This window comes from Candidatus Vondammii sp. HM_W22, assembly GCF_022530855.2.
Lineage (GTDB): Bacteria > Pseudomonadota > Gammaproteobacteria > Chromatiales > Chromatiaceae > Vondammii.
The window spans coordinates 490,648-502,681 of sequence record NZ_CP099567.1; the positions used below are offsets into that span (position 1 = coordinate 490,648).

The 12,034-nt window shown below is 48.5% G+C and carries 9 protein-coding genes and 6 pseudogenes; 9 read left to right on the plus strand and 6 right to left on the minus strand.

What is annotated here, in order from left to right:
* Positions 1 to 285 precede the first annotated feature (285 nt).
* From MN084_RS02710 to MN084_RS19175, 5 genes and pseudogenes are all read left to right on the plus strand, one after another.
* Entirely contained in the window at positions 286 to 1,674 is a 1,389-nt protein-coding gene (locus tag MN084_RS02710) for an MFS transporter (RefSeq protein WP_241084945.1), read from the plus strand.
* Positions 1,675 to 2,094: 420 nt separating this feature from the next.
* A pseudogene (locus tag MN084_RS02715) lies at positions 2,095 to 3,478 on the plus strand (IS4 family transposase).
* 10 nt (positions 3,479 to 3,488) lie between these two features.
* Positions 3,489 to 4,082 (plus strand): annotated as a pseudogene (locus MN084_RS02720) (IS3 family transposase); the annotation flags it as partial.
* A 265-nt stretch (positions 4,083 to 4,347) separates the two neighbouring features.
* Positions 4,348 to 4,827, plus strand: a complete 480-nt coding sequence (locus MN084_RS19170; protein ID WP_445083879.1) for a transposase — start codon at positions 4,348 to 4,350, stop codon at positions 4,825 to 4,827.
* A gap of 51 nt (positions 4,828 to 4,878) precedes the next feature.
* Positions 4,879 to 5,141 (plus strand): annotated as a pseudogene (locus MN084_RS19175) (transposase).
* Here MN084_RS19175 and MN084_RS02730 read toward each other — a convergent pair.
* Positions 5,046 to 5,324, minus strand: coding sequence for a transposase (locus MN084_RS02730; RefSeq protein ID WP_241084944.1), 279 nt, complete (start codon positions 5,322 to 5,324; stop codon positions 5,046 to 5,048). The pseudogene MN084_RS19175 and the gene MN084_RS02730 overlap by 96 nt on opposite strands.
* Positions 5,325 to 5,370: 46 nt before the next feature.
* On the opposite strand from MN084_RS02730, the gene MN084_RS02735 reads away from it, so the two are divergent.
* Positions 5,371 to 5,589: a hypothetical protein gene (locus tag MN084_RS02735; protein ID WP_241084943.1), complete on the plus strand. Its 219-nt coding sequence runs from the start codon at positions 5,371 to 5,373 to the stop codon at positions 5,587 to 5,589.
* A 196-nt stretch (positions 5,590 to 5,785) separates the two neighbouring features.
* Here the strand turns inward: MN084_RS02735 and MN084_RS02740 are convergent.
* Positions 5,786 to 6,180: pseudogene (locus MN084_RS02740) on the minus strand (IS5 family transposase); the annotation flags it as partial.
* 103 nt (positions 6,181 to 6,283) lie between these two features.
* Between MN084_RS02740 and ssb the strand changes: the two are divergent.
* Positions 6,284 to 6,745: a single-stranded DNA-binding protein gene (gene ssb, locus MN084_RS02745; RefSeq protein WP_241084942.1), complete on the plus strand. Its 462-nt coding sequence runs from the start codon at positions 6,284 to 6,286 to the stop codon at positions 6,743 to 6,745.
* 699 nt (positions 6,746 to 7,444) lie between these two features.
* On the opposite strand, the gene MN084_RS02750 is transcribed toward ssb, so the two are convergent.
* Positions 7,445 to 7,630, minus strand: a complete 186-nt coding sequence (locus tag MN084_RS02750; protein ID WP_241084940.1) for a hypothetical protein — start codon at positions 7,628 to 7,630, stop codon at positions 7,445 to 7,447.
* 9 nt (positions 7,631 to 7,639) lie between these two features.
* Here MN084_RS02750 and MN084_RS02755 point away from each other — a divergent pair.
* Positions 7,640 to 7,900, plus strand: a pseudogene (locus MN084_RS02755) (transposase); the annotation flags it as partial.
* 163 nt (positions 7,901 to 8,063) lie between these two features.
* On the opposite strand, the pseudogene MN084_RS19180 reads toward MN084_RS02755, so the two are convergent.
* A pseudogene (locus MN084_RS19180) lies at positions 8,064 to 8,477 on the minus strand (transposase); the annotation flags it as partial.
* Between the two features lie 237 nt (positions 8,478 to 8,714).
* Here MN084_RS19180 and MN084_RS02760 point away from each other — a divergent pair.
* Complete coding sequence (locus tag MN084_RS02760; RefSeq protein WP_241084939.1) at positions 8,715 to 10,685, plus strand: polysaccharide biosynthesis protein; 1,971 nt, start codon at positions 8,715 to 8,717, stop codon at positions 10,683 to 10,685.
* A gap of 263 nt (positions 10,686 to 10,948) precedes the next feature.
* On the opposite strand, the gene MN084_RS02765 is transcribed toward MN084_RS02760, so the two are convergent.
* On the minus strand, positions 10,949 to 11,197 hold the full coding sequence (locus MN084_RS02765; protein WP_241084938.1) for a transposase: 249 nt from the start codon (positions 11,195 to 11,197) through the stop codon (positions 10,949 to 10,951).
* A 229-nt stretch (positions 11,198 to 11,426) separates the two neighbouring features.
* The gene (locus MN084_RS02770) at positions 11,427 to 11,825 is read right to left on the minus strand and encodes a transposase (protein WP_320416379.1); all 399 of its coding nucleotides are present in this window, start codon (positions 11,823 to 11,825) and stop codon (positions 11,427 to 11,429) included.
* Between the last annotated feature and the right edge of the window lie 209 nt (positions 11,826 to 12,034).

Consider the following 12,034-nt stretch of genomic DNA (forward strand, 5'->3'; position numbering starts at 1 on the left):
TTAGAAAGTTTGTGCAGCCGGGGTTAATAAGCATTCACTGACAGAGGCGTTGTGAATACATCCCTGTACGATTGAAGGCGACGCCCCTGCCGCCAACACTCTTGAAAGTGAAGACTCCATACCCTCTCGGAAAGATTCATATGATTGTGATTGAGGGCTTATTGGAGATGGGTATAACCCATTCAACTGTCAGAGTTTTATGGGATTGGCAATTGCGTCCTTGTCTGCGGTGGTCCCATCTTTAACTGCGGATGGACTGGGTTGCTAGAGTAAGTGGGAGATAAAGTGAGTAGTAACAAAAAACAACAAAAGGGTTTGTCACCTATAGAGTCACGCGCCGCAATATCACTGGCGGGTATCTTCTCACTGAGGATGCTGGGACTCTTTATGATCCTCCCTGTTTTCGCCCTTTATGCGGAAGAGCTCCAAGGAGTGACACCTGTGCTGGTGGGTGTCGCCATCGGTGCTTACGGCCTGACGCAGGCGTTCTTGCAGATTCCATTTGGCATGCTCTCCGATCGCATAGGCCGAAAACCGGTCATTATTGGTGGCCTGATCATCTTTGCCGTGGGCAGTGTGGTGGCCGCACAGGCAGATACCATCTGGGGTGTTATCTTTGGGCGTGCGGTTCAGGGTAGTGGCGCCATAGCCGCTGCGGTTATGGCTTTAGCGGCTGACCTTACCCGGGAACAGGTCCGTATGCGGGTGATGGCGGTCATCGGCATGAGTATCGGGTTTGCTTTTGCCATCTCACTGGTGCTGGGGCCTATGCTCGACTCCCTGATCGGCGTTCAGGGTATATTCTGGCTTACCTCAGTATTGGCGCTGGGAGGTATAGCCATCGTGGTTTTCTATGTACCGAATCCCGAAGAGAGTCATTTTCACCGGGATACTGAGCCGGTAGCAGGGCAGTTTGGGCGGGTGCTTACCGACCCGGATCTGCTGCGGCTGGACACCGGCATCATGCTCCTGCACATGATTCTTACCTCTGTGTTCATTGCTATCCCACTGACCCTGCGGGATTCGATTGGAGTGGAGAGCAGCAGTCACTGGATGCTCTACCTGCCGGTCGTGGTACTTGCCATGGGACTGATGATTCCCCTGGTAGTAATCGCGGAGAACCGGCGGAAAATGAAACCAGTCTTCCTCTCTGCCATTGCCGGGCTGATTGTCGCTCAACTGGGGTTTTGGAAATTTCAGGATTCGCTGTATGGCACTGCCTTCGCCATGCTACTTTTCTTTACCGCGTTCAATCTGCTAGAAGCGACACTTCCCTCTCTGATTGCCAAGACAGCACCGGTGGTGAGCAAAGGGACAGCAATGGGGGTCTACTCTACGTCCCAGTTTATCGGCGCCTTTCTTGGAGGACTGATAGGCGGTTGGATACATGCCCATTTTGGTTTGGGCGGAGTATTTTTGTTCGGAGGCGCGGCGGCCACGATCTGGTTACTGGCGGCCTCAGGCATGGCACCCCCAAATTACCACAGCAATTATCTGCTGAAAGTGTGCTCAATGGATGAAGCCCAGGCGGCGGAGCTGCAGGCTGAACTGATGGATATTGAGGGGGTTGGCGATGCCGTAGTAGTGGCGACAGATGGTGTTGCTTATCTGAAGGTGGATACTTGGGTGGTGGACGAGTCGGTTCTGGAGACCTATTCCAGAGCGGAAACATAGTTTCTTGAACTTGCGGCTGTTCAAGTATCAATCAATGCGATGGATAGTGATTTTTGCTGCTGGGTATTCCGCTAGTCAAAATACCCAGGCTCTAAATCGCCGATGCCGTGGGTGCCCACATTGATGTGAACATAGCCAACCATCCTCGTCCGGTGAGCTCCGGTACCGCCACAAATAGGGCTGGGGATATTGTCGCAAAGTTCGTCATTGGGTTGCTGCCCGCGTCATAACCTGACGACATGTGTGTCGCATTGAAGTAATTTTTCACTCGCTCAGGCCTCTTTTGCAAGGTTCGCATACAGGATCGTGCTCCGAATGCTACTTACTTAAGCAATAACCTGCTGATATAACGAATAAAAAAAGGCTGGTTCAGGTGATAAGATGCTAGTCACCAAACCATCAACCAGGGAAGCAGCCTTAATGCATCCTGATCAACGCGCCTGCATACATCAACAAAAAGGTATCACAACCTACGCTACAGCCAGTGATTCCTATGCTTTCTTTAATCGGCTAACCGGCCCAGAGTTTCTCAATCAAGTCGAATCATTGCTACCGGAACATCGGGAAAGGTTGTTTCCGCCAACAGAGACGCTATCGATGTTTCTGGCTCAAGCAATGAGTGCTGATCGTTCTTGCCAGAACATAGTTGATGCTGCTGCAGTCAAGCGATTGATGGGTGAGCTGCCAATCTGTAGTACGCATACGGGAGCATACTGTCGCGCACGGAAACGGCTGCCATTGGACATGGTCTCTACGCTAGCCCGTTACACGGGGCGTATGATGACTGAGCACACCCCAGATTCCTGGCACTGGCGGGGGCGGACCGGTCAGACTGGTGGATGGCGCTACCGTTACGTTGCCCGATACAGAAGAGAACCAGACTGTCTATCCTCAACCCCGTAGCCAACAACCCGGATTGGGTTTCCCTCTTTGCCGGGTGGTTGGTATCGTCTGCCTCGCCAGCGGTGCTGTACTTGATGCAGCATTGGGACCTTGTCGCGGAAAAGGAAGCGATGAGCAGTCATTGCTTAGAGCCATGCTTAGTACCTTGGACGCTGGTGATCTCCTTCTGGGGGATGCTTTTTATGCCACCTATTTTCTGTTGTGTGCTCTTCAGGCCAAAGGAGTGGATGGCGTTTTCGAGCAATATGGTTCACGGCGGCGCAGCACGGATTTTCGCCAAGGAGAGCGTCTGGGCCCGCGAGATCATCTTATCGAAATAGACAAGCCAAAAGTCAAACCCGCCTGGATAAGTCAGGCAGAGTATGATCAAACCCCCGATAGATTGAAAGTGCGGGAGTTGCGTGCTGGCGGTAAGATCCTGGTGACAACACTACTTTGCTCAAAAAGTACGAGCAAAGCCGCCCTAAAGGCACTCTATCGGAACCGTTGGCAGGTAGAGTTAGATATACGCAACATCAAGACCACTCTGGGAATGGAAACATTAAGTTGTCGCACACCGGAAATGGCGGAAAAAGAGCTGTGGGTCTATCTTTTGGCTTACAACTTGATCCGTTTACTGATGGCTCAGGCGGCATTACTGGCTGACATCATTCCTCGATAACTTAGCTTCAAGCATACTTTGCAGCTATGGATTGTGTGGCAAAAAAGCGGTCGTTACGACATCGATAAAATTGAGGGCCTTTTTATCCTCATTGCACCGTAGCAGGTTGGAAAACAACCGGGACGTATGGAGCCGCGAGCTATAAAACGAAGACCCAGACAATTCCCGCTACTTACCAAACCAAGGGCTATTGCACGAGAGAATATTCGGAAAAATGGCCAACCCAAAAAACTTAAGTAAGTAGCATTCGCGCCAGATGGGTATTGCAGCACTGTATCCAAAGAAAAATACCAGTAAGCCCGGTAAAGGGCACAAAATTTATCCTTACTTGCTGAAGGTCCTGGAAATTAATCGGCCCAACCAGGTTTTCTGTTCGGATATCACGTATATCCCAATGGCCAAAGGATTTGTTTACCTGGCGGTCATTATGGACTGGTATAGTCGCAAAGTGCTGTCCTGTCGAATATCCAACACCATGGACAGCGACTTTTGTGTTGATGCACTGGAAGAAGCGATAGAACGTTATGGTGCCCCCGAAATCTTTAATACAGACCAGGGCGCACAATTTACCAGTGAAGCTTTTACTGGAACATTGAAAGCAGCCAATATAAAAATCAGCATGGACGGTAAGGGGCGCTGGGTGGATAATATTTTTGTTGAACGCCTGTGGCGCAGCGTCAAGTATGAGGAAGTTTATCTCAAAGCTTATGATTCGGTTGTCGAAGCACGTTCAGGCATTGGTAAATATTTAAAATTCTACAATACTGAGCGAAAACATCAGGGGCTTGGCAAGACGCCAGATCAGGCGTATTTTGGTGAAATCACGTGGCAGGAAGCGGCGTAAGCAATGAGGATGGAAGTCATTTAACCGACTGTCCAAATTGTGGGGTCCATTTCTGAGTTCCTGAATTATGGAATGCATCAATTAGAAAATTGGTAAAATCAGTTAATCAGTACTTTTTGAATACCGGAAAAACAGAATACTGGAATACTTTTATTCAAAATCCAAAAATCCCAAATATCTTAATTTGGCTGTAGGAAGCCGAGGGTGTCCTGAATTCTGTGTAACTGTCTATCATTAAACCCAAGCATGGTTGAGGATAGGCACTATGAACAAGAAAGAACTACAGGCGATAGTCCAGGCGGACGCTAATGACACCAAAACTGAAGAAAAACTCAACGAGTTTCGGCCAATGCTGGCCAAAATCACGGTCGATGCGGCACTCAACGTCGAACCGGATGATCATCTTAGCTTTGCCAAATATGAACAGTCCGAAGCGAGTAATAGCCGCAACGGCACTACTGGCAAGACCTTGCAAACGGAGGATGGCCAGTTTGAACAGGATACTCCACGAGATAGAGCGGGCAGCTTTAAACCCCGACTGGTTAAAAAGCACCAGCGTCGATTTACCTCAATGGATGACAAGATCCTCTTCTTGTATGCTCAGGGTATGACGACCCGCGAAATCGTCACGACATTCAAGGAAATGTACGGAGCCGATGTCTCCGCCACACTCATATCCAAAGTTACTGATGTGGTTATCGAGCAGGTTGTCGAATGGCAATCTCGCCCCCTGGATGCGATTTAGCCTATTGTTTATCTGGACAGCATTGTCGTTAAAATCCGGCAAGACAAGAAAGTGATCAATAAAGCGATTTATCTCGCTCTGGGCGTCAACCTGGAAGGCCACAAGGAATTATCGGGGCTCTGGCTGTCGGAGATGAGGGTGCCAAGTTCTGGCTAAACCTGCTGACAGAGCTTCAGAATCGTGGTGTGAAGGATATTTTGATTGCCTGTGTCGATGGCTTAAAGGGCTTTCCTGATGCAATCAACACGGCTTTTCCGAATATCCAGCTGTGTATTGTGCATATGGTATGGAATTCGATACCGTTTGTTCTCTGAGGCCAGAGCATCTTGGTCTGATCGTTGTGTTTGAGGTGTTTTAAAACGGTTTACTCGGTTGTAGAGCGTTTTATCTGAGATACCTAGATGCTTGGCCACTTCTTTGATCGGGTAACCCCGCTCGATGACTTGATTGGTGGCTTCTTGTTTAAACTCTTCTGTAAATTGACGACGTTTATTCATAACTTCCTCCGAGGGTTCATTTTTACCATACGGAGTGTCTACAGTCATGGGGGCTATTCACAACAGTAATGGCAGTGCCTGGGCCGATTCCGCCTACGGTAGTGCAGAGCGGGAGTCTGCTTTACCAGATGCAAATTACCGCAGTCATATTCATCGCAAGTCGACACGCAAACGCCCTTTGAATGAACGGGGGCAAGAGGCAAACCGAAAACGATCAAGAGTTCGGGCTCGAGTTTGCCTAGCAGGCCAATCGATTGGTGCGTAGCATCGGGCAAGGCAGGCCCGGCGTGAAGATTGGTATGATGATTTGGTGTACAACATGCGTCGATTGGCATGGCTGGCCGGATGAAGCGAGGTATGGATATGGATGTTGCCAGAAAAATAAGCGTAATATACTGGGCTCTCCGGATTTGCTAGAGACTATTGGCCTTTGTCGGATTTTTAGAAGTTCCCTTATCTTTCTGTCCTGCATAGGCAGAATCTCCCCGTACGCGGGTTTCGTTTCCATGCAACAGGTCTTCCAATACCTACGAGTCATGAATATTGGCCGGTGTCACAGCAATTGAGTGGATCAGTTTGGTTTTGCTGTCCACACCAATATGGGCCTTCATGCCAAAGTACCATATGGTTGCCTTTGCGGGTTTGATGCATATCCGGATCACGGCTTTTTTCTTTTTTCTTTGTTCTTCGTTGAGCTTGGCGCATTGATGACCGTGGCATCAATAAGGGTTCCCCGGTTGAGCTTCATACCATTCTCAGCCAGGTAAACATTGACCAAACGAAACAGCTTATCCCCAAGATTATTCCTTTCCATCAGATGGCGAAAATTGCCGATGGTTGTTTCATCCGGTACCGGATTAGTATGAGTATCGATTTTTTCGTAACCGGAGGGTAGACTTAGCGTGCCGTCGACATCCTGTATTCAGGGAAGAGACAGAACTAATAATTTAGGAGGAAATATGGCCACTAGAGGCGTAAATAAAGTTATTTTAATCGGTAATCTTGGGCAGGAACCAGAGGTTCGTTATATGCCGAATGGCAATGCAGTGGCGAATGTCACTATTGCTACATCCGAGAGCTGGAAGGACAAAAATACCGGTGAAAACCAGGAGCGCACTGAGTGGCACCGTGTGGTTTTTTTTCGTCGGCTGGCGGAGATTGTCGGTGAATACCTTAAAAAAGGTTCCAAGGTCTATATAGAAGGGAAACTACAGACCCGCAAGTGGCAGGACCAGGGTGGTCAGGACCGCTATACCACTGAAATTGTCGCCGATCAGATGCAGATGCTGGATAGCCGGGGTGGTGGCAGTGCCGAGTTTGGCGCAGGTCAGACCGCATCTGCTCCGCGGCAGCAACAGCAACAATCTGTGCCTGCGGCGCCCATGCCTGATAATGGCTTTGACGACGATATACCCTTCTGACGTCAAACTGGAGTATTAGGTGATAAAAGCCGCTGCAGGGAACGCTGAAAGGTTGCAGTGATGATGATCTGGATTTTGTCGGGTTTCTCGATTGATGTAACATCGGTCTTTGTCAGCACTATTAAAAGTGATCTGCCGGATTATGTCTCGGAGCGTCAGATCTCCTTTCAAGACACCACTGGTTGGGGTCGTCCAGCGGGGTTAACTAAAAGTGGACGGAGCGGCAAAAATGCTCAATCCGCAATTTTTCTATAAACACCCATCCATCCAACTTTTCCGGGTAGTAGGCGTTGTATTTTAAGGAGCCATCTGATCAATTCATGAATTGGTGTCTGACGGCTGAAATCTCCCAGTTCTGCGTTGAAATTCCTGGCAATAGCCAGCTATTACCAGGAATTTTCGCCTTGATCCGGAAGATTTCAACTCGTCATCCATCTGATCCAGAATTAATTAGAGGTTCCTTAGTCGTCCCTGAATTATTTATAACTAGATGATTAAGTATGAATTAAGGGAACCCCTAAAAACCCGACAAAGGCAATATAGTCTCTAGCAAACCAGGAGAACCCGGTATCTTCACGCTCATTTTGCTGGCAACATCCATACCCACACCTCGCTTCATCCGGCCAGCCACGCCAATCGACGCATGTTGTACACCAAATCATCATACCAATCTTCACGCCGGGCCTGCCTTGCCCGATGCTACGCACCAATCGATTGGCCTGCTAGGCAAACTCGAGCCCGAACTCTTGAACGTTTTCGGTTTGCCTCTTGCTCCCGTTCATTCAAAGGGCGTTTGCGTGTCGACTTGCGATGAATATGACTGCGGTAATTTGCATCTGGTAAAGCAGACTCCCGCTCTGCGCTGCCGTTGCTGGATGTGATCATATGCCTATCGTCACTGGCGGTGGGCGAAAGTGTACCCAGCTCTCCACCTTTAAATGGCTGAATACCATGCTTGGTAATATCAAGAATGCTTTGCAGGGAACCTTTCATGCTATTCGTAAAAAACACGTACCTCGTTATCTCGCCGAGTTTGAATATCGCTTTAATCGCCAGTTTAATCTTCTGGCTATGATTGAACGATTGCTCTGCGTCACGTTACGTACACCACCGATGCCTTATCCCCTCCTGAGGATGGCTGAGGTTTATGGGTAATCAGAAATTATTATACCCTGCGCATTCAGAACGCCAGTAAGAAATGGACGATGCCCATTCACAACTGGAACCTGACCTTGCCTCAACTGGCGATCCTCTTCGAAGGTAGGCTTGATTGCGCACTTGATCTGTGATGATATGGATTGAGTGCTTTTACGTTGACACAATTATTTTGAACAGCCTCTGCAAGATTGGATTTTTTCCCGTGTTGGTGATGGATCTTGCTGCCGGGTGCTTTTTAGAAGCCCGAAGCGTCAATGTGTCATCAATCACCAAGTGGACCATGTTGGTCCTCACTACTCTTAGTATGAGTCGAATAAATGGCCGTGTTAAGGCCAACCATGACCATCTGCCATTCTGTAATGATTTGTAGTAACTGGTCCAATGGTTTCGCGTATCCAGCATCAAATAGGCATTCAGTAACAAAATCCGTAGGGGTAAGCGTCGAGCCAATAAGCAACTCAATGAAAGTACCGGCAGATATTGGGGGTAGCGCTTTGCACAAGAATGTTATCCAATGGAATAGTTCGCGGGGGATATTGCCGCTTCTCTTCTGAAGTCCACTCGCGTCTTGCATAACTTTTCAACGGCGCTAAGTTATGCGAGGCGCGGCGATGTGTGAACGGCCGCTATACCAAGATTTTTATGCAGTTTTCAGATTTTATCCTCCTGAAACTCTAAACTCTTTATATGACATACTACCGAGACTTTTACAATCCGAATAAAATATTGCGGACACGGCATTGGCTACATTTGTAATAACCATAATTAATAGAGATAAATCTGTGAAAGGAGTGCAGACCATCAAACAGCGATGAATATCGACATTTTTGCAAAGCGCTTTACAGCTCTTTCTAGGCTTCAAAAACAGATAATTATGATAATAGCAGATGCGTTAATGCTGCAAATTGCTTTATGGTCAGCATTTTCCCTGCGTTTCGGAGAGTGGTATCTACCGAATCAATCCGTTGTGTGGCTGTTTGTTTTAGCCCCCATCGTTGCTCTTCCTATTTTTATAAAGTTCGGTCTGTATCGAGCGATTATTCGTTATATAGGTTTCCATGCCTTATGGGCGGTAATTCAGTCAGTAACTCTTTATGCCCTAGTATGGGCAGTGGTAGCACTTCTTAGCAAAATAGAAGGCGTGTTGCGTTCAATCACTTTGATCAATTGGATGATGGCTATTCTGCTGATTGGTGGTAGTCGCATGGTTGCACGCTGGTGGTTTGCTGACATGTTTAACTCAGCTTCTGCTGTTGGCAAGTCGGCACGAAGTAATGTAGTGATTTATGGTGCAGGTTCTGCCGGTATGCAGCTGGCGACAGGGCTTAGTCACAGTCGTGAGTTCAAGCCGGTTGCTTTCATTGATGATAAGGTTGAACTTCATCATCACCATATCCAATCTCTTCGTGTTTATCCATTTGCCCAGCTTGGGCAAATGATCGAGACAATGAAAGTGCATGAAGTGCTTCTTGCGCTGCCATCAGCTTCTCGTAGCCGGCGTAATGAGATTATCGCCCTGCTAGAATCCTATTCGGTTCGTGTACGCACCTTGCCGGGTATGGCTGAAATGGCACAGGGAAGAGTGAAAATAGAGGATATTCGTGAGGTCACTATCGAAGATATGCTGGAGCGGGATTTAGTAGCGCCTAATCTGGAGTTGCTGCATACCAATATCAAGGGTAAAGCGGTGATGGTTACCGGAGCTGGTGGATCTATCGGCTCAGAGCTTTGTCGCCAGATTGTGAAGCTGAAACCGGCAGTACTTATCCTCTTCGAGCAGTGTGAGTACGCACTTTACTCCATTGATAAGGAGTTGGCATGGCATAACATTGGATTAGAGATTATAGCCATTCTCGGTTCCGTGCAGGATTCTGAGCGCCTGGCTCAGGTGGTCAGTGCTTATGGTGCTCAGACTATTTACCACGCTGCGGCCTATAAGCATGTGCCGATGGTGGAAAAAAATCCTGTGGAGGCGATTCAAAATAATATTATTGGGACTTGGCAGGCCGCAGAGGTGGCTAGGGCTCGTGGGGTCGAAACCTTTGTGCTTATTTCTACTGACAAGGCGGTGCGGCCTACTAATACTATGGGGGCGACCAAGCGGTTTGCGGAGTTAGTGTTGCAGGGGTTGGCCAAGAAAATTAATTCTTCTGATGTTGGTGCGAACTACCGTACCCGTTTTTGTATGGTACGTTTTGGCAATGTACTAGGTTCTTCTGGCTCTGTGGTGCCTCTTTTCCATGAGCAGATCAGTAGGGGCGGTCCGGTAACTGTGACGGACCCGAATATTACCCGCTTTTTCATGACCATCTCTGAGGCGGCTCAATTGGTAATTCAGGCGGGCGCTATGGGGCAGGGGGGGGATGTTTTTGTGCTAAATATGGGTGAGCCGGTTAAAATTCTCGATTTGGCAAAGAAAATGATTCACCTTAGCGGTTTTGAGGTGAAGGATGATGATCACCCTAAGGGGGATGTTGAGATTCAGTTTACCGGTCTTCGTTCTGGTGAGAAGCTTTATGAAGAGCTGCTTATTGGTGATAACGTGCGTCCTACTGACCATCCTTTGATTATGTGTGCAGAAGAGGATCTGCTCCCCTGGGAATCGATTGTGGGATTTCTCAATGAACTTGATGCGGCTTCAAAGGCGCATGATCAGGAGAAGATTCGCTCTCTGCTTATTGATGCTGTGGCGGGCTTTAAACCCCAGTGCGGGATTGAGGATAATTTATATAAGCAACGCAAAGATCATCGTGATAGCAATATGCACTTGCTAATACCATAAGTGGTATTGCTAGTACAAGGGGCTGACCTGAATGGCGCTAAGTCAAGCCCCTTCAGCACGATATCTGTTGCGGTGTGGTATCTCTTTCATTTGTGTCGTGGAGCCATTAGAAGTGTGAAGAGTTTCGGCCTTCGTTTGCGACATCTGGGTTCTTATCGTCCTGACCGCTCCAGAAGAATATTGGTGGCAACAATCTTGCGTGATGATATCATCAAATGCCGTTGCTCCCGGTCGCTCAGATCGGCTCGAGAAAATAATGGTTTCTATCGCCACAGCGCCTGAATACCCGCCTTGACGCTAATCCGTCGAGGCGCTTGCTTCACTTCTGTGATCAACAGGCGGATAGCGTTGTAGGCAATTAGGTGCATCAGGATTTCCTCTTCCACCATGGCCGGAGTTCGGCAGCGCAGGATGCCCATCCCCATGATTGTCTTGATATCCCGAAAGAGTAGCTCTACATCCCAGCGTTGAAGGCAGAGCTCAGCTAATTCGGCAGAGCTGTAGACCCGCAACACCGGTCAAGATGGTAACCAGATAAAACATCTTAGTCCAAAATTCCGGTGTGTTTAGGGAACCTCTAAAAAGTTGACAAAGGCCAATAGTCTCGAGCAAATCGGGAGAGCCCGGCATCTTCACGCCGGCCCTGCCTTGCCCGATGCTACGCACCAGTCGATTGGCCTGCTGGGCAAACTCGAGCCCGAACTCTTGATCGTTTTCGGTTTGCCTCTTGCTCCCGTTCATTCAAAGGGGCGTTTGCGTATCGACTTGCGATGAATCTGACTGCGGTAATGCGGCACCCCCGGTAAAGCGGCTTCCCGTTCTACTACGGTAAGCAGAATCGGCCCAGATACCTCCATTACTGTTGTTCTCATCCAGCCGTTCCTTGAAGACTTGGCTATCGTGAACTTCAGCTGATGTGATGGCGTATTTGCGAATAACCTTCTGCTTCCGGTCTATGCTGATGTGATTTTTGTACCCATAGTGGGTTTTGCCATGCTTCATGGTCCAGAGGGCTCCAACATCTTTCTGGCGGCGTTTGTTATCACCCCATGCCTCAGGGCTATCCCCAGCTTTGATCTGCTTATTTTCCTCTCGTGTATTACGTTGCCTGGGTACTGGAACGATAGCTGCATCTGCAATCTATCCCTTGCGAGCACTGAAGCCTGCTGCATCAATCTGGATCACCCTAGAAGTGCATGTCTGCGGATTAGCCCGGAAGGTATCTATCAATGGATATACGAGGATGCTGCACAAAGACGGTTCTTTGTACCAACATCTACTGAGGCGGCACAAAAAGCGTCTAAGACAGCAGCAATACGGGACTGGGCGTGGTTTGATTACCACATCGT

What these genes read in the sequence shown, in the direction of transcription:
- MN084_RS19170 (WP_445083879.1), top strand. Translation starts at nt 4,348, where the DNA reads ATGAACAAGAAAGAACTACAGGCGATAGTCCAGGCGGACGCTAATGAC.
- MN084_RS02730 (WP_241084944.1), bottom strand. Translation starts at nt 5,324, where the DNA reads ATGAATAAACGTCGTCAATTTACAGAAGAGTTTAAACAAGAAGCCACC.
- MN084_RS02735 (WP_241084943.1), top strand. Translation starts at nt 5,371, where the DNA reads ATGGGGGCTATTCACAACAGTAATGGCAGTGCCTGGGCCGATTCCGCC.
- ssb (WP_241084942.1), top strand. Translation starts at nt 6,284, where the DNA reads ATGGCCACTAGAGGCGTAAATAAAGTTATTTTAATCGGTAATCTTGGG.
- MN084_RS02750 (WP_241084940.1), bottom strand. Translation starts at nt 7,630, where the DNA reads ATGATCACATCCAGCAACGGCAGCGCAGAGCGGGAGTCTGCTTTACCA.
- MN084_RS02760 (WP_241084939.1), top strand. Translation starts at nt 8,715, where the DNA reads ATGAATATCGACATTTTTGCAAAGCGCTTTACAGCTCTTTCTAGGCTT.